A 19,948-nucleotide genomic window follows, 5' to 3' on the forward strand; every position below is an offset into this window, starting at 1 on the left:
AAAATACTATAAACACATATATTTTGATTATTTGTAATATACTGTTTATCATATTCATAATTACTTTAAATTGCATTTTTAAGGAGAAGAGTAGATGTTTACAGTATATGGTCATAGAGGATTACCGAGCAAAGCGCCAGAAAATACATTGGCTTCGTATAAAGCTGCTTCGAAAGTATCAGGATTAAAATGGGTTGAATTCGACGTAGCCATTACCAAAGATGAGCAATTAGTCATTATCCATGATGATTATTTAGATCGTACCACAGATATGGTAGGAGAGATTACACAGCTCAATTATGACGAATTACAGCATGCATCAGCAGGTAGTTGGTTTGGTCCCAACTTCAAAGAGGAAAAGTTACCTACATTTGATGATGTCATAAAATTTGCGAATTCAGCACAAGTGAATTTAAATGTAGAATTAAAAGGTGTCACAGGAGATCAAGGAACAAAGTTGTCTGAAAGTATGGTCACACAAGTTGCAGAAAAATTAAAAGTATTAGATGCACATTTAGAGGTAATGATATCGAGCTTTAATATTCCATTAGTAAAATTATCTGAGCGTATTATGCCAAAATATAAAAGAGCAGTGCTTTTTAAAGCAGCAGCCTTCGAAAGTGATTGGAGAACTGTATTAGAATTTTGTGGGTCGAAAACAGTGAATATTGAAGATGCGAAACTTACCCAAGCACGTGTTAAAATGATAAAAAATGCTGGATATGAACTTAATGTTTGGACAGTTAATAAAAAATTAAGAGCAAACCAATTAGCAAATTGGGGTGTAGATGGTATCTTTACAGATAAAGCTGATGATATGGTTCATTTAGAAAAATCTTAATATAATGTTATAAGATGCTATGAATGGTGTGATGTATCTTATCAATATGGTTTAACCAATAAAAGCCTATTTGCTGAGTGGTATACACGAGCAAATAGGCTTTTTTATGGAAAAAATATAAAGATACATAGCTTCCTTTGTCTTTATTATACTATAAATAAAACTATTATTATAGACTACTTCTTTGTACTGCAGACGTTTATACTGATGAATAGCTTAAGGAGAAATGGAGTGTTGCGTGATGATTGAACAAAATAATGTATTAGACCAAGGGCCATTCTTTCATGGTACGAAAGCAGCGTTAGAGTTAGGAACATTACTTCATGCACAACGTAAGTCAAATTACCAAGATAGAATCATGAATCATATTTACTTTACTGGATCATTAGATACTGCTAAATGGGGAGCGGAACTTGCTGCGGCGTTAAGTGATGGCCCAGCTAAAGAACATATTTATATCGTTGAACCTATAGGAGATTTTGAAAATGATCCTAACGTTACCGATAAAAAACTTCCAGGCAATCCTACACGTTCATATCGTTCAACTGAACCTTTAAGAATTATTGGTGAATTAGCTACATGGGAAAGACATTCAGAAGACACAATTAATCAAATGTTAGAGGGTTTGAAGGAACTAAGAGACAAAGGGTTAGATATTATCGAAAATTAATACGTATTAAAGTGTTTATAGCTTAAAGCATAGTGTAACCCTGATTTAAGCTATTTTTTATATTTAAAATTTTGATTTAATTCAAATAAAACTGTTTATAGAAAATACTCTAAAAAAATTTATATAAAAATGATTACTCAATTTTCACTAGGGTATCTTGTCATAAAAAGGGGGCAATCATTATGAATAAAATATTAGATTCTTTAATGAGTGTATTAGATAAAATTATTAGCTTTGTTCCAAACATTATTGGCGCGCTTATATTCTTACTTATTGCATGGATAATCGCAGTAATAGTTAAGAAAATTATAGTCAAGGGTCTTGGAGCATTAGGATTTGAATCTTGGTTACAAAAGAAAGGATTAGTAGATGCTGACAGTGGCAAGTCCGAATCTTCAGGTATTATACAAACATTTGGTAAACTTGCTTATTTCTTAGTATTCCTATTATTCTTACCATCAGTATTTGATACTTTAAATATGCAATCAGTATCAAAACCGATTAAAGGTATGACAAGCAGCATACTTAACTTTGCACCTAAAATCATAGTTGCTGTAATCATTCTAGTCTTAGGATTGTTTATCGCAAAAGTTTTAGGCACGTTAGTGAAAAACTTACTCGCAAGCTTAAATGTAAGTCGTTTTAATCGTTATGTGAATTTTGGTGACAACAAAGACAGTATTGATATACCAACAGCAGCGGGATGGGTTATAACTACATTAATTGGTCTGTTTTTCACAGTACAAGCGTTAAATACTGTTAATTTATCAGTATTAAATAAAATCGGTGAAGCCATTATTGGTTATTTACCATTAGTAATTTCAGCGGCTATTATCTTAGCATTAGGATTAATTGGTGGTAATTTAGTATCAAAATTAATCAATAAATCTACAGGTAACGCTATGCTAGCTGAAATTGTGAAATATTTAGTGATTATTGTTTCGGTATTTATGACATTGGATCAACTGAACTTCGCTCAAAGCATTGTTAACGTAGCATTCTTGTTAATTCTAGGTGCGGTTGCGGTAGCATTTGCGATTGCATTTGGTATTGGTGGGAAAGCATTTGCCGAGAAACAATTAAGTAAGTTTTCGGATAAAATTGATTCAGAAAAAGATAAGCGCTAAGTAAAATAAGGTTTTATCATCTTACTGATATGATTAAGGCTATTGTACCTAATTGCTAGGTATAATAGCCTATTTTTATCACTTTATTCTATTGAATAATGGAAAGTTATGCTTTATAAATAGGTTAATAGTGATAAGATAAAGATGTTCGTATCATTGTGATGAAAATGTTTAAAATAGTATATATCGGTTGTAAAGGAATGTGAGTAATGGAAGGAAATAATAATGATTATGAAAATCTGCTGTTTTATTTTGCATATAAAACATTTATTAATACAGCGGATGAAATTATTGAAGCTTATGGTTTAAATAGACAACATCATAGATTTTTATTTTTTATAGAGAAAGTCCCTGGCATTACTATCAAAGATTTATTGAAAAGTATGGAAATTTCAAAACAAGGTAGCCATGCAGCGCTTAAAAAATTAAAAGATGAAGCATATATTATAGAAAAGCAAACTGAAGCGGACAAGCGAATTAAAGCATTATACCCTACAGAAAAAGGCACAAAGCTGGTTAAGGAACTTAATAAAGCACAAAATGACTTATTCCAAGAAATTCAAAAAAAAGTGGGTAACGATTGGTATGCTATTATGGAAGAATTTGCTTCATACCGCACAGGTTTTCAAGAAGTTAAATACTTAAAAGATGAGATAGAATAAAGTATATAGCATATTACTAAGCACAGCTCACGAGGCTGTGTTTTTTTATCATTGTTGTGGATGGGTTGCGTGGTAAATCAATTCACTCTACGATAAAGGTAGATAAATAAAGGGGGATTTAGATGTATAAAATAGCAATAGCAGGAACTGGCGCAATGGGTGGACGTGTAGGTATACAAATGGCACAAGCAGGGTATGATGTTACGCTAGTGGATGAATGGGCTGAACATATTGAACGTATCAATCAAGAGGGAATGAGTGTTCAAAAGGAAACAAGTACATATCAATATGACATTAAAGCACGATACCCAGAACAAGTCACTGACGCTTATGATTTAATTATTGTTTTAACTAAAGCTATGGATTCAGAAATGATGATTAAAAAGCTCAATACAGCACAGGCAATTAAAGAAGATACTGCAATTCTGACTATGATGAATGGTCTTGGACATGATGAACGTTTTGCAAACATTGTTCCGAAATCCCAAATATTTTTAGCGGTAACGATGTGGACGGCTGGTCTTAAAGGGCCAGGCCAATTACTCTTAGAAGGTACAGGTACGATTGAATTGCAGCGCGCAGATGGTCACGAAGATCAACGTACGGTTGAGATTAATAACATTTTTAATGATGCCAAATTAAATTCAAAGATCAGTGACAATGTCTTTCAATCCATTTGGTCGAAAGCAACATTAAATAGTGTACTCAATCCATTATGTACAATTTTAGATAAGACAATTAATCAGTTCTCACAATACCCTAATGTACGACAAATGATTGAACCCGTTATTGAAGAAATCGTTGCAGTCGCTAAGGCAAGGGGTTTGGAACTTGATTTTGAAGCTTTAGTTAATAAGATTGAGGCAGCATACCCTATCGAGGCTCAAGGGTTACATTATCCATCTATGCATCAAGATCTATACAAAGGAAGGTTAACAGAAATAGATTATTTAAATGGTCAAATCGTAAAATATGGAAAAGCAGTTGGCATACCAACGCCTAACAATGAAATGTTGACGCATATGATTCACCAATTAGAATTAAAAGCAGAAAGTTAAACCGTTTATTTAAGTCAATATCATTGACCTTTTTTATCGTTTGAGTTACGTTTGTAGTGTAGTAAAGAAAGATAAAAAGGGGAAATGATGTATGAAAAAACGTATAGGGCAATATTTAATGGACTGTATTAGTGCTGTAGGCGTGGACAAAGTTTTCGGAGTTCCTGGAGATTTTAATCTTACATTTTTAGACGATATTATAAGTAGAGATGATATGGACTGGATTGGTAATACAAATGAATTAAATGCAAGTTATGCTGCAGACGGTTATGCACGCATTAAAGGTATTGGAGCCATGGTTACAACGTTTGGTGTCGGTGAATTAAGTGCAGTCAACGGAATTGCAGGGGCCTTTGCTGAGCGAGTCCCAGTTATACAAATTACTGGCGCGCCAACACGTAAGGTCGAAAGTGCAGGTAAATATGTCCATCATTCTTTAGGAGAAGGGAATTTTGATGACTATAGAAAAATGTACGAACCTATTACAACAGCACAAGCGTATGTCACACCAGAGAACGCACAAATTGAAATTCCAAGAGTAATTAAAGCGGCTATTAATGAAAAAAGACCAGTGCACATACACCTACCTATTGATGTAGCAGCAATTGAAATAGAAGTAACAGAAGCATTTCAATTTGATGATTATCAGTTTAAAGACACTGAAAAATATATCAATATGGTTAAAGAAAAATTGCAAAGCGCAGACCACCCTGTAATTATCGCGGGTCATGAGATTAACAGTTTTAATTTACACAATAAAATTGTGGAATTTGTAGAAAAAACGCACATTCCAGTTGCGCAATTATCATTAGGTAAAGGCGCATTTAATGAAGAACACCCATACTATATGGGGATTTATGACGGTATTTTAGCAGAAGAAAGAATTAGAGAGTATGTAGATCAAAGCGATGCAATTTTAAATATTGGAGCTAAATTGACGGATTCGGCAACAGCCGGTTATTCTTACCAATTTGATATAGATGATGTAGTAATGATGAACCACCGTAATTTTAAAATAAATGAAACGAGAAATGAGCATATTTCACTTTCAGAATTACTCGATGCTTTAATTTCAATAGATTATGTGAATCATTCAGATTTCCCAAAATATCAACGTCCAAAATCGCAAGACTATGAATTGAATCATGATCCTTTGACACAAGCGACTTACTTTAAAATGATGCAAGATTTTATTAAAGACGATGATATCATTATCGCTGAGCAAGGCACTTCTTTCTTTGGTGCATATGATTTAGCGTTATACAGTGCTAATAAATTTATTGGGCAACCATTATGGGGTTCTATAGGTTATACATTGCCTTCGACACTCGGCACACAAATGGCGGATCCTGATCGAAGAAATGTGCTACTGATTGGTGATGGGTCATTGCAACTCACAGTACAAGAAATGTCGACAATGATTAGAGAAAAAGTTAAGCCAGTGATCTTTATAATTAATAATGATGGCTATACTGTAGAGCGTAAGATTCATGGTGAACATGCTGCGTATAACGATATTAAAATGTGGGACTATAAATTATTACCTACAGTGTTTGGCGGTGCTGACGAGGTGAGTGTGCATGATGTTGCTACTAGCGAATCATTGCAACAAGCCTTTGACCAAATTAATGACCAACCTCAGATGATGCATTTAATCGAAGTGAAGATGGGCGTACATGATGCCCCAATAAAACTCAATGCTATTGGACAAGCATTTGCAAAACAAAACGGTTAATCAATTAAATATCATATTAACTGAAAGCACCGATAACATGATAGATGTTACTGGTGCTTTTTTATACATGAAATATTGTAAAATAAAAGTGAATTTGTCATAAGGTCATTTGAAAACAGTTAAATGATTGAAAAGGTATTATTTCAATTAATAGAATGTCCCATCTATAATCAAATTTTCTTTATTAGTGTCATCAAACCATGTATGATGCAAAGTGAAAAGGGAATAGTAGTATAGCATTTCACACAAAGCATAATCATTTTACATATAGTAGAACGATACTATAACAAGAGAGAAGAAGTGAATTTATTTTGTATGCTATACTTGAAATTATTAATAATATAACGGTAGAACTAGGAGATTGTATTTATGAATAAGCCCAAATATCAAGTGATAGCGGATGAAATTAAAAGCAAAATAATTAGTAAAGACTACCAAGTAGGCACTTTATTACCTACGGAAAAAGACTTTCAAACCATGTACAGTGTCAGTCGCTACACGATTAGGCAAGCGATGGAATTACTTGTTACTGAAGGATACATAAAGAAAAGAAAAGGTTCCGGATCGTACGTAAGTTATGAGTATTTGAATTTAGATCAAACAAACAATTCAAAGAAAATTGGCCTTATTGTGACGTATTTATCTGATTATATATTTCCAAGTATCATTCGTGGTATAGAAACAGTATTAAGAGAAAATGGTTATTCATTAATATTAGCCAGTACTAATAATAATCATATCGATGAAAGACAATGTCTAGAAATGATGTTGAATCAAGGTATTAAAGGGCTAATCGTTGAGCCTACTAAGAGTAATATATATAACCCTAATTTATCTTACTATTCATTATTTAAACAACGTCATATCCCAATACTATCTATAAATGCAAAGTATGAAGAGTTGAATTTACCCTATATCGCTATTGATGATATTAAATCAGGACATTTAGCTACAAAATATTTAATAGATAAAGGTCATGATAATATTGCGTTAATTACTAAAATTGATGACAATCAGGGTAAGTTACGAATGAAAGGATATTTTAATGCTTTTGAGAATAATCATAAAGTTTTTAAAGGCGAATATATCTATACCTATGATACAGAAAGTAAAGATTCTGTGTTAAACCAATTTATTCAACATGTTAAAGACAAGCACATTAACATCTCTGCTGTAGTTTGTTATAACGATCAAATCGCATATTACATTATGAAAAATCTAGAAAAAATAGGGATTTCTGTGCCAGAGGATATATCAATCGTAGGTGAGGATAATTCAGTACTTAGTAAGTTAGATGATATAAAATTAACGACAACATCCCATCCTCAAGAGTTGCTAGGTGAAAAGGCAGCGAATTGGATGGTAAAAACGATTGAAACCGGAAAAACGCAGCCTTCAGAATTGATTGATACATACATTATTGAAAGAAATTCAGTTAAATAGTATTAAAACTCAAGCCTAATAGTATTAGGCTTTTTTTTATGCACAACTTATACGGACAAAAAATAATTTTTATTGACATGTACGGACAAATATTCTATGATGTTAATGAAAACGATTACAAGAGAAGGTGTTAATAATGCAAAGGGCTACACAATTGAAGGATAGCTCAGGTATTTCAATAGGCATAGAGTTTGGATCCACAAGAATTAAGACGGTTGCAATTGATGAACAATTCAATACTTTAGCATCAGGCTATTATGAATGGGAGAATCAATTTACAAACGGTTATTGGACATATTCTGTAAATGATATTTGGATTGGAATACAAAAAAGTTATAAAGATATGGCAACAACATTCCAAACACAATATGGTTTAACGTTGAAAAAGATAAATAGTATTGGCATAAGTGGTATGATGCATGGTTACTTAGCGTTTAATGAATACGAAGACTTATTAGTACCTTTTAGAACATGGAGAAATAGCTATACGACAGAAGCGGCACAGAAACTTCGAGAAGTATTTAAATACAATATACCTGAAAGATGGAGTGTTGCACACTTATATCAAGCAATATTAAACCAAGAAACACACGTTTCAAGCGTGAATTATATAACTACGCTATCGGGTTATATTCATTGGTATTTAACAGGTGAAAAAGTGTTAGGTATTGGAGATGCATCGGGGATGTTTCCTGTAGATGTTCAAAACCAGAGTTATAGAAAAGATTTGTTAGCCAAAGCTGACCAGTTATTCCAAGCACATGGATTTAATCAATCGATGTGTGACATTTTACCTTCAATTAAATCAGCAGGTGAAGTAGCGGGATATCTTACGAAAGAAGGTGCACAACTACTTGATCCAGAAGGCAACTTAGAGCCTGGATGTATTATGTGTCCACCAGAAGGGGACGCAGGCACTGGAATGGTAGCCACGAATGCCATTACGCCACAATCAGGTAATATATCTGCGGGTACGAGTGCTTTTGCGATGATTGTCCTAGATCATCCACTTCAAAAGGTATACCCAGAAGTTGATATTGTTGCTACACCGTCAAGCAGTGAAGTCGCGATGATTCATTCAAATAACTGTACATCAGAAATCAATGCTTGGATGAATCTATTTGAAGAGCTTTTTAAAACAATGGGCGTGAACTTTTCACAAGATGATTTGTACGGACAAATTTTAAAAACGTCTGAAAAGAGTGATGATGACTTAGGAGGCTTATTATCTTATGGATATGTATCAGGAGAAAATATTACCAATGTTGAAGTTGGTTACCCATTATTTATAAGAGAACCAAATCATAACTTTACGATAGCAAACTTTATGAAAATGCAATTATTTAGTGCATTCAGTACATTGAAAATAGGTATGGATTTATTAAAAAATAATGAACATATAACTATAAATAAGCTAATTGCACATGGCGGTATTTTTAAAACTGAAGGTATCGCACAGTCAGTTTTAGCTGCTGCTATGGATGCTCCAATCACAGTGATGAAACATGCCAGTGAAGGTGGAGCATGGGGAATAAGTGTCTTAGCGCAGTTCGCTACATTAAGTCACAAGACAACATTAGAAGCATTCTTAAGTGAGAGGGTATTTGCTACTGCAGATGAGACAACGCTAACACCTCAAAAGCAAGATGTAGATAACTTTAATCATTACATCAAAAAGACAATAAAAGGCTTACCTATAGAACAATCGATGAATAAATATCTAGAGGGTGAATAATATGCTAGAAAAATTAAAACAAGAAGTTTATAAAGCAAATTTAGAACTTCCTCAAAGAGGATTAATCAAATATACGTGGGGAAATGTCAGTGGATTTGATGAAGCAACACAACTATTTGTCATCAAACCTAGCGGTGTTGATTACGATGAAATGAGTGCCGACGACATGGTTGTTTGTAATTTGAACTGTGAAGTAGTAGAAGGTAATTTAAATCCGTCATCGGATATGCCAACACATGCGGTACTTTATAAATCATTTGAAGGCATTGGAAGTGTGGTACATACACATTCTCCTTGGGCTACGGTATGGGCACAAGCTGGGATGGATGTTCCGGCAATGGGTACGACACACGCAGATACATTTTATGGTGCAGTACCTTGTGCACGCTTTTTAACTGCCGAAGAAGTAAATAGCAATTATGAGTATGAAACAGGAAAACTCATAGTTGAAACATTTGAAGATAAGAAGATTAAACCAAACGAAGTACCCGCCGTTTTATTACAGGGTCATGCACCTTTTGTTTGGGCAAAAGATTGTGCACACGCTGTGATGAATGCAGTAGTACTTGAAGAAGTATGTAAAATGAATTTATTTTCTAAACAACTTAACCAAGCAGCTCCAGCATTGCCACAAGAAATATTAGATAAACATTATGAACGGAAACACGGAAAAAACGCATATTATGGACAAAATTAAGGAGGAAATTTTATGACTAACAATAAAAAGTTTTGGTTTGTTATAGGATCACAAGAATTGTACGGGAAAGAAGCTTTAGAACAAGTAAGAGAAGATGCACAAGTCATTGCTGACTATTTAAATGAAAATGGAAATTTACCTTTTCATTTAGAATTGCATGAACAATTGGCAACTTCTGCAGACGTAATTACAGATATTATGAAAGAAGTAAATTACAGAGAAGATATCTCAGGTGTAGTGACGTGGATGCATACATTTTCTCCAGCCAAAATGTGGATTAAAGGCACACAGTTATTACAAAAACCATTACTACACTTAGCGACCCAATTCTACAATGATATTTCCTGGGAAAACATTGATATGGATTATATGAACTTACACCAATCTGCTCATGGAGACAGAGAATATGGTTATATAAACAAACGATTAAATAAAAATAATGAGATTGTGTTTGGGCATTGGAAAGATGAAGATACTCAGATTAAGGTCAGAGAATGGATGCTTATTGCAAATGCATATAATGAAAGTTTCAACTTAAAAGTAGCGAGATTTGGTGATAATATGCGAAATGTTGCGGTTACAGATGGAGATAAAATAGAAGCCCAAATCAAATTTGGTTGGACTGTAGACTACTATGGAATTGGAGATTTAGTAGCTTATGTTAACGAGGTTTCAGATAGTGAAATTAATGAACGATTTGAAACGTATCAACAGCTGTATGATTTTGATTACAGAGATTACTCAGTTGAAAAATTCAATGAATCAGTCATTGAACAAATTAAATATGAAGTTGCGATTAAAAAATTCTTAGATGATGGCGCATATACAGCCTTCACTACAAACTTTGAAGACTTACATGGGATGAAACAATTACCTGGATTAGCGGTACAAAGATTGAATGAACAAGGATATGGCTTTGCAGGTGAAGGCGACTGGAAAACGGCAGCGTTAGACAGATTATTGAAAATTGCAACTCAAAATAAATCAACAGGATTTATGGAAGATTACACTTATGATCTAAGAAGTAATCAACAACGTATTCTAGGTTCTCACATGTTAGAAGTTGATCCAACGTTAGCCGGAGAAAGACCGAAAATCGTAGTAAATCCATTAGGTATAGGAGATAAAAATGACCCTGCACGTCTCGTTTTTGATGGTAAAGCAGGAGATGGCGTAGTAGTCACGATGCTAGATTTGGGGACTCACTTTAAATTTATCATAAATGAAATCACTGCTGAAACATTAACAGCGCCAGCACCGAACTTACCAGTTGCGAGAGTATTGTGGAAAGTCAAACCATCATTAGAAGAAGGTGTGAAAAGCTGGATTGAAGAAGGCGGCGGTCACCATACAGTATTATCACTTGAGCTCAATACGAATCAATTAGTAACACTTATGAAAATGTTTGATGCAGCGTACACATTAATACGATAACAAGCGACTTGTTGTGCGAATTACAAAAAGAGGGTGAATGGGATGAAAACGAATAGTAAGGTGTCCAATAGTTTTATATATTTCTTTGGTGCATTTGGGGGTATACTATTTGGTTATGACATTGGTGTAATGACTGGAGCTTTACCATTTTTAAGAGAAGATTGGGGTATAGAAAGTGGCTTTATTATAGGTTTAATTACTTCTTCTGTAATGTTAGGAGCTATATTTGGGGGAATATTGGCTGGAAGATTATCAGATAGACTCGGACGTCGAAAAATGATATTAATCTCTGCATTAATTTTCATCGTAGGGTCTATATTATCTGGTATAGCGCCACATGAAGGTAGTTACTTTTTGATTTTCTCTAGAATGATTTTAGGATTAGCGGTTGGTGCAGCATCAGCATTAGTGCCTGCATATATGTCTGAAATGGCTCCAGCAAAGTATAGAGGACAACTTTCAGGGTTAAATCAAACTATGATTGTCTCTGGAATGCTCTTGTCATATATTGTCGATTATTTATTAAGAGATTTACCTGTAGAATTAGGATGGAGATTAATGCTAGGTGTAGCAGCGATACCAGCATTAATATTATTTTTAGGTGTATTAAGGTTACCAGAATCTCCAAGATTTTTAATAAAAAATCAGAAGTTCGAAGAAGCTAAACATGTACTGTTAAATTTAAGAAAACAAGGTGATATTAAAAATGAATTGGAAGAAATTCAAACAACAATTCAAAAAGAAAGTAAATTGACGACAAATCATACCTTGAGTACACTGTTTAATAGTAAATATAAATACTTAGTTGTTGCAGGTTTAGGTGTAGCAGCATTTCAACAATTCCAAGGTGCGAATGCAATTTTTTACTACATACCTTTAATTGTTGAACAAGCAACAGGCAGTTCGGCAAGTTCAGCATTATTATGGCCAATTATTCAAGGTATTATTTTAGTACTCGGATCATTGTTATTTATATGTATTGCAGATAAATTCAACAGAAGAACTTTGCTAATATTAGGTGGAACGGTAATGGGATTATCCTTTATATTACCCATATTTATCAAAATGATTATTCCTAATGTGAATCCAATTATTATTGTAGTATTTTTAAGTATCTATGTTGCCTTTTATTCATTCACTTGGGCACCACTTACTTGGGTTATCGTTGGAGAGATATTCCCATTAACAATAAGAGGATTTGCGTCTGGTTTCGCTTCTTCGTTAAACTGGATAGGGTCATTTATGGTTGGTTTATTGTTCCCAATTATGACAGCTTATTTTTCTCAAGAAATTGTGTTTGCCATTTTCGGAATAATTTGTATGTTAGGTGTAGTGTTTGTTAAAAAATGTGTTCCAGAATCTAGAGGTAAAACATTAGAAGAAATTGAAAGCATTGGTGATAATAAACAATGTGACAAAGACAAAGTATTTGTATAATAATATAGAATGAGGCTAACTGTACAGATGAGTTAGCCTTTTTTTATTTATCAATCTATTTTGCGTTATGCTATAGTTTATAGTAAGTAAAAATGTTGTATTTATTGCTATTTTTGAGAGGTGAAGCAATTTGGATGAATTAAACGTGCTTAAATTAGATGAAAACCAAAAGCGAGTGATACAGCAAATATTTAAAAATAAACTGATTTCTAGGATTCAAATATCAAAAAACTTGGGAATTAACAAGGCAACCATTTCAAATATTTTAAATAAATTAAAAGATAAAGGATTTGTTAATGAAGTCGGGCAAGGTGAAAGTACTAAAAGCGGAGGACGTAAACCAATTCTTTTAGAGATTAACCCTCATTTTGGATATGTCATATCTATGGATATTGCATATCATTCTATTGAATTAATGTATAATTATTTTGATGGCAAGATATTAAAGCATGAATCGATACCGCTAACTAATAATAAAATGAGTAGTATTTTAGAAGTGTTAGCAAACCATATTGATTCAGAAGAGCAATATCAAACGCATTATGGCTTATTGGGGATGTCTATTTCTATCCATGGTATCGTAAATGATAACCAAGAAATTACTCATTTACCATTTCACGATATTGAAAATATTTCTATAACTGAAAAGTTAAAAACAATTGCCGATGTTCCTGTGATTGTTGAAAATGAAGCTAACTTATCAGCGATTTACGAAAGAGATTATGGTAGTCATAAAAATATTAATAATTTAATCACATTGAGTATCCATAAAGGTATTGGTGCAGGCTTAATTATTGATAAGAAATTGTATAGAGGTACAAATGGTGAAGCTGGAGAAATAGGTAAAACTTTGGTATCCACTTATGAAAATGGGGAAAAGGTTTATTACAAAATTGAAGATCTATGCTCACAAGAAGCATTGATTCAAACCATCAATAGTAGGATGCAAAGTGAAGTGTCTATTGATAAGATAAAAGCTTTATACTATGACCACCATCCAATCATTACTGAAGAAATTAAACAATTTTCAACTAGAATTGCTATCTTAATACATAATCTGAATACACAAATTAGCCCTGAAGCAATATATATTAATTGTCCACTTATTAATGAAATCCCTGAAATATTAGAAGACATCAAAAATGAATTTGTTATATTTACAAGCAAAAAAGTACATATAAAATTAACGTCCAATGTACAATATGCAACACTATTAGGTGCTTCGTTAGCTATAACACAAAAATTGTTAGATATTGAACATATCAAACTTAATTTTTAAAAAAGCAGTAAAGTCTTTCAACACTTGTTGAGAGGCTTTTTTTAATTAGAATTTGAGAAAGCGTTTACAAAAAGTGGGAGAGGTGTTATATTAAATGAAAAGTTAGTTAGTTTAATAAACAAACTAACCAAAAAGATTCTTCAGGAGGAATTCAAATGACATATTTTGATATTGAGAAAGTTAAATACGAAGGTCCTAAATCGAACAATCCGTTTAGTTTTAAGTATTATAATCCAGAGGAGCAATTTGGAAATAAAACGATGGCAGAACATTTAAGATTTAGTGTAGCTTATTGGCACACATTCACAGCTGACTTATCAGATCCTTTTGGAGTAGGTACAGCAGAACGTGATTGGGATAAGTTAAATGATATGGATAAAGCCAAAGCAAGGGTAGAGGCTATTTTTGAATTTATGGGAAAAACGGGCATTGAATATTTTTGTTTCCATGACATTGATATTGCTCCAGAAGGTGAGAATTTAAAAGAATCTAATGAGAATTTAGATGAAATTGTTTCTTTAATTAAACAAAAAATGGATGAAACAGGCAAGAAGTTACTTTGGAATACTACTAATAATTTTACACATCAACGATTTGTACACGGTGCAGCAACATCTTCTAATGCAGACGTGTTTGCATACGCTGCTGCTAAGGTAAAGAAATCTCTTGAAATCGCTAAAACTTTAGGGGCAGAGAATTTTGTCTTTTGGGGTGGACGAGAAGGTTATGAAAGTTTATTAAATACAGACATGAAGTTAGAATTAGATAATTTAGCAAAATTCTTTAAATTAGCAATAGCATATGCGAAAGAAATAGGATTTAATGGCCAATTCTTAATTGAACCTAAACCGAAAGAGCCAACAACACATCAATATGATACAGATGTCGCAACTGCACATGCATTTCTTCAAAAGTATGATTTAGACAAGGATTTTAAATTTAATATTGAGGCAAATCATGCAACACTAGCTGGTCATTCATTCCAACATGAATTGAGATATGCGAGAGATAATCAAATGTTAGGTTCTGTAGATGCTAACCAAGGACATCCACAATTAGGGTGGGATACAGACGAGTTTCCTACGGATATTTATGACACAACATTAGCCATGTATGAAATATTAAAAAATGGAGGATTGTCATCTGGTGGTCTTAATTTTGATGCTAAACCAAGACGTACCTCATTTAAACAAGAAGATTTAGTGCTAACACATATTGCTGGTATGGATGCCTTTGCCTTAGGTTTAAGAATTGCTTATAAAATGATAGACGATCAATTCTTTGAAAATATTGTTAAAGATAAATATCAATCATATACGACAGGTATCGGACAGAAAATTGTAGATGACCAAACTTCATTTGCCGAATTAGAAAAATATGCTTTGAATTTATCTGAAATCACCAATGAATCAGACCATTTAGAAGTTATTAAGGCACAAATAAACCAATATATTTTAAATATAAATAATGGAGATTAAATATGGAAAAATATGTGATTGGAATGGATATTGGGACGAGTGGACTCAAGAGTATCGTCGTTAATCAAACAGGTCAGGTAGTAGATAGTTATAGTATCTCTTATCAAACACAACATCCTCATACAGGATATAGCGAAATAGATCCTAATGTTTGGTATGAAGCAACCTTAGATAGCCTGAAGCATTTAATGACTAAATACGATTCAAAATTGATATCGGGTATAAGTTTTTCTGGTCAAATGCATGGTTTGGTTGTAGTAAATCGTAAAGGTGACGTGATTAGACCAGCGATACTATGGAATGATACGCGCACGTCTGATGAAGTAGAAAATATTAAAGTACAACTCGGTTTAGAATTTTTATTAGAACACACCCAAAATACTGTGTTAGAAGGTTTTACATTACCGAAGCTTATATGGTTGAAAAATCATGAACCACGCCACTTTGAAGATATATATAAATTTATGCTGCCTAAAGATTACGTTATATATAAGTTGACCGGTCATATATCTACTGATCCATCTGATGCAGCTGGTACGATTATGTTTAATGTGAAAGAAGAAAGCTGGTCTAACGCTATTCTAGAAAAATTAGGTATTGAGCCATCTATTTGCCCTGAAGTGATAGCATCACATGGGAAAAGTGGAGAATTAACAAAAGAAATTATGGAAAGTATAAGTGTTAAAAATGCTATTCATGTTTATCAAGGTGGTGCTGATAATGCTTGTGGTGCATTAGGTGCAGGTATCACTGATGATAGTATGCAGCTTGTAAGTATTGGTACATCTGGTGTGACATTATCTATACAAAATGATAAAGAATATGAAAATGACGGAAAAGTACATTATTTTAATCACTGTGTACCCAATCAAAAATACATTATGGGCGTGACGCTATCGGCAGGATATAGTTTAGAATGGTTAAAACAATTAATGGCAGCTGAAGAAAGTTTCGATGAATTCTTAAAAGATATTAATCAAACGAAAATTGGCGCGTGCGGACTAATCTATACACCCTATTTATTAGGGGAACGGACACCACATAATGATGCTGATATTAGAGGAAGTATAGTAGGATTAGATGCCAAAACGAGTTTAACGGATATCAAACGCGCTGTATTAGAAGGTATAACATTTTCTCTTAAAGAGAGTATAGAAATTATAAAAAGAGAAGGTAAATGTATCTCTAAAATTGTTTCTATCGGCGGAGGTGCTAAAAATAAAAACTGGTTACAAATGCAATCCGATATATTTGAAGCACAAGTCACTACAAGAACAGAGGAACAAGGTCCAGCCTATGGCGCTGCGATGTTAGCTGCAATGGGAGCACAATGGTTTAAAGATTTTGATGAGATTAGCCAAGCGTGGATAAAATATAATGACTTTGTTTCATATCATAACGACGACGTTAATCTATATAAAGATTTATATAAAATTTATAAGACTGTGTACTTTAATACTAAGCAAATATCGAAGGAATTAGTTCAATTTAAGTAGTGACTAAGGGGATGGGAACATGTCATCTTATAATAATAAGAAGTTTATCTTTACTATTGCATTAATAGCGACATTGGGTGGATTGTTATTTGGTTATGACACTGCGGTGATTTCAGGGGCTGAGCAATCACTACAGAAATATCTAACAGCTGATTATGGAAGTTTTATCCATGGTATGACTGTCTCGAGTGCTTTAATAGGGTGTGTCATTGGTGGGTTACTATCTTCAAGTTTTTCCAGCCGATTAGGTCGAAAGCGTTCATTACAAGTAGCTTCAGTGTTGTTTATTATTTCTGCACTATTGTCTGGCTACCCAGAGTTTATATTTTTTGAACCTGGACAATCAACTTTAGGATTATTATTAATGTTTAATTGCTATAGGATTTTAGGGGGGATTGGCGTTGGATTAGCTTCTGCAATTTCGCCAATGTATATCAGCGAAATATCGCCTTCCTCAATTAGAGGGACACTTGTGTCGTGGAATCAGTTTGCAATTATATTTGGAATGTTAGTTGTGTATTTTGTGAACTATGGTATAACATTTGGAGAAACACAACAGTGGATTGACTCAACAGGATGGCGTTATATGTTTATGACAGCCGCTTTGCCAGCAGTGCTATTTTTCGTATTACTATTCTTTGTGCCAGAGACGCCAAGATACCTCACTTTAGTGAATAAGAATGAAGATGCGCTTTCAGTGCTTAATAAAATATATCTTTCAAAAGAACATGCACAAAAAGTGTTGAATGATATTTTATCAACTAAAAATAAAAAAACAGATGTAAAAGCACCACTATTTAGTTTCGGTAAAACAGTGATTATTATCGGCATTGTTTTATCAATTTTCCAACAATTTATAGGTATCAATGTTGCGTTATATTATGCACCTAGAATTTTTGAAAACTTAGGTGCAGGAGGACATGCATCGATGATCCAAACTGTAGTAATGGGGTTTGTAAATGTAATATTCACAATCATTGCTATCATTTATGTAGATAAGTTTGGACGTAAACCTTTATTGATTATTGGATCAACAGGTATGGCAATAGGCATGCTGGGTATGAGTATATTAACTGCTAATGGCACGTTTGGTGTTATAACATTAGTCTTTATGGTCATTTATACAGCTTCATTTATGATGAGTTGGGGACCAATTATTTGGGTATTATTGTCAGAGATATTCCCAAATAGAATTAGAAGTGCAGCAATGGCTTTAGCTGTAGCTGTTCAATGGTTTGCGAATTTCACAATAACATCTACATATCCTTTTATGATGGATATAAGTGGAACGATGACTTATGGTTTTTATGCGTTGATGAGTATGTTATCAGGCATATTTATTTGGAAATTTATCCCTGAAACAAAAGGTAGAACATTAGAAGAAATTGAAGATATTTGGAAATCCGCTTAATCATTTAAAAAAGAGGTTGGGTCAATGGTTTGTATGGGTGTACCGTTCAACGGATATCAGTACGTAAATCATTAATGTCCTAGCCTTTTTTATATGAGCATGAAAAAATGAATTAATTAAATCATATTTAGAGTAAAGAAACTTATTAAAATTGACAAAAATATGATAACGATTATGCTTACTAGTAAGTGTAATATAAATTTTTCTAGTTAAAAGGGGTATAGAATATGAATATTGGTATAGTAGGCGCAGGTAAAATTGTTAAAGAGGCATTGCCAATTATGGAACAAATTCCAGATATCGTCTTGCAAAGTATTGTCTCGTCAGGTCGAAATCCTCAAAACGTTGAAGCCTTACAAAAGCAATTTAACATTAAAACAGTATATGAAGATTACGATAAATTTTTAGCAGATGAAAATATAGATACTATATATTTAGCAGTACCCAATCATTTACATTTTACCTATGCTCGAAAAGCAATTGAACAGCAGAAAAATGTGATTTGTGAAAAACCATTCACCTTAACAAAAGAAGAACTGGAAACGTTGAAAGCATTGGCTGAAGCGCATAGTGTAATCATTATTGAAGCAATTACGAATCTCTATTTAAGTAACTTTGATGTCTTGAAGCAATCACTAAAAGAAATAGGAGCCTGTAAAATTGCGCAATTTAACTATTCACAGTATTCTTCAAGATATGACAACTTTAAACAAGGTATTATACAACCTGCCTTCGACCCTCAAAAAGGTGGTGGCGCATTGATGGACATTAACGTTTATAATATCCATCTGGCCATTGGACTTTTCGGTATGCCTAAAGGTGTGGCGTATTTTGCAAATGTGGAAAACCATATAGATACGTCTGGCATTTTGCACCTTGATTATGATGAAATGAAAGTCGTTTGTATCGGTGCAAAAGACTCAAGTTCTGATAACCAATCTTATATTCAAGGTGAAGCGGCAACGATTCAGATAAAGGGTCCGACGAATGAACTCAATGAGTTTGAATTAAAATACCATACCGGTGGTACACAAGTATTTAAAGTGAATCAACATGAACACCGAATGTATGAAGAATTTGTAAAAATCACTGAAATTATTCAAAATAAAAATTATGATTTTGTGCGTCAACAGTTGGAATATAGTATTCATGTGATAGAGGTATTAGAATTAGCCTTAGATAGCGCGAATATCAAGGTAGGACCTTCTTACAAATAATTAAAAGAGGTTGGGACATACAATCTCATTATTAACATAAAGGACTAATTCATATGGCAATGGATTAGTCCTTTTTATATTTAAAATGAAGAAGAGAAAGGAACGAGCAGACGAAATAAAGTAATATACATAAATGTAAGTAACAAGGGAGCGGAGTGCAGGAGAGCGCCCGATTCTTTTTATATTATTTTAATTTATGTTTCTTAGCGTAAATCAAACAGAATAAAG

Annotated in this window: 16 protein-coding genes; all 16 read left to right on the top strand. The window is 33.3% G+C overall.

The genetic code is table 11. The features are described 5' to 3' along the window. The first annotated feature begins 94 nt into the window (after window positions 1-94). The 16 genes from QMO72_RS01125 to QMO72_RS01200 all read left to right on the top strand — a co-directional run bounded on the left by QMO72_RS01125 (window position 95) and on the right by QMO72_RS01200 (window position 19,720). Window positions 95-841, top strand: coding sequence for a glycerophosphoryl diester phosphodiesterase (locus QMO72_RS01125; protein WP_103267776.1), 747 nt, complete (start codon window positions 95-97; stop codon window positions 839-841). A gap of 226 nt (window positions 842-1,067) precedes the next feature. Beyond that, window positions 1,068-1,511 carry an NAD(+)--rifampin ADP-ribosyltransferase gene (arr, locus tag QMO72_RS01130; protein ID WP_433963172.1) on the top strand — a complete coding sequence of 148 codons (444 nt, stop codon included), beginning with the start codon at window positions 1,068-1,070 and terminating at the stop codon, window positions 1,509-1,511. Between the two features lie 182 nt (window positions 1,512-1,693). Further along, the gene (locus QMO72_RS01135) at window positions 1,694-2,638 is read left to right on the top strand and encodes a mechanosensitive ion channel (protein WP_103267774.1); all 945 of its coding nucleotides are present in this window, start codon (window positions 1,694-1,696) and stop codon (window positions 2,636-2,638) included. 209 nt (window positions 2,639-2,847) lie between these two features. Next, window positions 2,848-3,300 (top strand): MarR family winged helix-turn-helix transcriptional regulator, encoded by a 453-nt coding sequence (locus tag QMO72_RS01140; protein ID WP_046837482.1) that lies wholly within the window; start codon window positions 2,848-2,850, stop codon window positions 3,298-3,300. 122 nt (window positions 3,301-3,422) lie between these two features. Continuing rightward, window positions 3,423-4,358, top strand: a complete 936-nt coding sequence (locus QMO72_RS01145) for a ketopantoate reductase family protein (RefSeq protein ID WP_103267773.1) — start codon at window positions 3,423-3,425, stop codon at window positions 4,356-4,358. A 91-nt stretch (window positions 4,359-4,449) separates the two neighbouring features. Beyond that, window positions 4,450-6,093 (top strand): alpha-keto acid decarboxylase family protein, encoded by a 1,644-nt coding sequence (locus QMO72_RS01150; RefSeq protein ID WP_103267772.1) that lies wholly within the window; start codon window positions 4,450-4,452, stop codon window positions 6,091-6,093. A 369-nt stretch (window positions 6,094-6,462) separates the two neighbouring features. Continuing rightward, window positions 6,463-7,536, top strand: coding sequence for a GntR family transcriptional regulator (locus QMO72_RS01155; RefSeq protein WP_103267771.1), 1,074 nt, complete (start codon window positions 6,463-6,465; stop codon window positions 7,534-7,536). A 136-nt stretch (window positions 7,537-7,672) separates the two neighbouring features. Further along, complete coding sequence (locus QMO72_RS01160) at window positions 7,673-9,271, top strand: xylulokinase (RefSeq protein WP_103267770.1); 1,599 nt, start codon at window positions 7,673-7,675, stop codon at window positions 9,269-9,271. A gap of 1 nt (window position 9,272) precedes the next feature. Continuing rightward, the gene (locus tag QMO72_RS01165; RefSeq protein ID WP_069823213.1) at window positions 9,273-9,968 is read left to right on the top strand and encodes an L-ribulose-5-phosphate 4-epimerase; all 696 of its coding nucleotides are present in this window, start codon (window positions 9,273-9,275) and stop codon (window positions 9,966-9,968) included. Window positions 9,969-9,980: 12 nt separating this feature from the next. Then, complete coding sequence (gene araA, locus QMO72_RS01170; protein WP_103267769.1) at window positions 9,981-11,402, top strand: L-arabinose isomerase; 1,422 nt, start codon at window positions 9,981-9,983, stop codon at window positions 11,400-11,402. A gap of 42 nt (window positions 11,403-11,444) precedes the next feature. Further along, window positions 11,445-12,839, top strand: coding sequence for a sugar porter family MFS transporter (locus QMO72_RS01175; protein WP_103267768.1), 1,395 nt, complete (start codon window positions 11,445-11,447; stop codon window positions 12,837-12,839). A gap of 130 nt (window positions 12,840-12,969) precedes the next feature. Continuing rightward, window positions 12,970-14,118: an ROK family transcriptional regulator gene (locus tag QMO72_RS01180; RefSeq protein ID WP_103267767.1), complete on the top strand. Its 1,149-nt coding sequence runs from the start codon at window positions 12,970-12,972 to the stop codon at window positions 14,116-14,118. A 155-nt stretch (window positions 14,119-14,273) separates the two neighbouring features. Then, the gene (gene xylA / locus QMO72_RS01185; protein ID WP_103267766.1) at window positions 14,274-15,596 is read left to right on the top strand and encodes a xylose isomerase; all 1,323 of its coding nucleotides are present in this window, start codon (window positions 14,274-14,276) and stop codon (window positions 15,594-15,596) included. A gap of 2 nt (window positions 15,597-15,598) precedes the next feature. Beyond that, complete coding sequence (gene xylB / locus QMO72_RS01190) at window positions 15,599-17,092, top strand: xylulokinase (protein ID WP_103267765.1); 1,494 nt, start codon at window positions 15,599-15,601, stop codon at window positions 17,090-17,092. A gap of 19 nt (window positions 17,093-17,111) precedes the next feature. Further along, window positions 17,112-18,503 carry a D-xylose transporter XylE gene (gene xylE / locus QMO72_RS01195; RefSeq protein ID WP_103267764.1) on the top strand — a complete coding sequence of 464 codons (1,392 nt, stop codon included), beginning with the start codon at window positions 17,112-17,114 and terminating at the stop codon, window positions 18,501-18,503. A gap of 227 nt (window positions 18,504-18,730) precedes the next feature. Beyond that, entirely contained in the window at window positions 18,731-19,720 is a 990-nt protein-coding gene (locus tag QMO72_RS01200; protein ID WP_103267763.1) for a Gfo/Idh/MocA family protein, read from the top strand. The last annotated feature ends 228 nt before the right edge of the window (window positions 19,721-19,948 follow it).

The sequence above is a fragment of the Staphylococcus casei genome (genome assembly GCF_030294405.1).
Lineage (GTDB): Bacteria > Bacillota > Bacilli > Staphylococcales > Staphylococcaceae > Staphylococcus > Staphylococcus succinus.